The organism is Pseudomonas sp. SIMBA_068 (assembly GCF_046534705.1).
Classification (GTDB): Bacteria; Pseudomonadota; Gammaproteobacteria; order Pseudomonadales; family Pseudomonadaceae; genus Aquipseudomonas; species Aquipseudomonas putida.
Window position 1 is genome coordinate 1 of record NZ_JAWRYI010000506.1, and the last position, 272, is coordinate 272.

General features: G+C 50.7%; 1 protein-coding gene. It reads left to right on the forward strand.

The window, feature by feature from the left end:
* Positions 1 to 23: 23 nt before the first annotated feature.
* The coding region (locus tag SB756_RS30155) for an AAA family ATPase (RefSeq protein WP_410913247.1) at positions 24 to 272 on the forward strand (249 nt) is incomplete at its 3' end.

Below are 272 nucleotides of genomic sequence, written 5' to 3' on the forward strand. Positions count from 1 at the left end.
GGCGCAGCGAAGTGAACGTGAATATGTACGTGCACCGCCCCCGGCTCGAGCTGGAGCTTTCGAGGGCGTTCAAGCGAAACTCCCACACACTAATTTTTGGTGAAAGCGGCAACGGAAAATCATGGCTCTATAAAAAAGTTCTCGAAGACGATGGGATCACGTATGTGACTGTCAATTGCGCAAATGCTGCACGCATTAAGTCACTGACTAATGAGATTTGCAACTGTCTCGTCGCCCCAGGCACCGCAGTAAATCTCGGGTACAACGTTGAG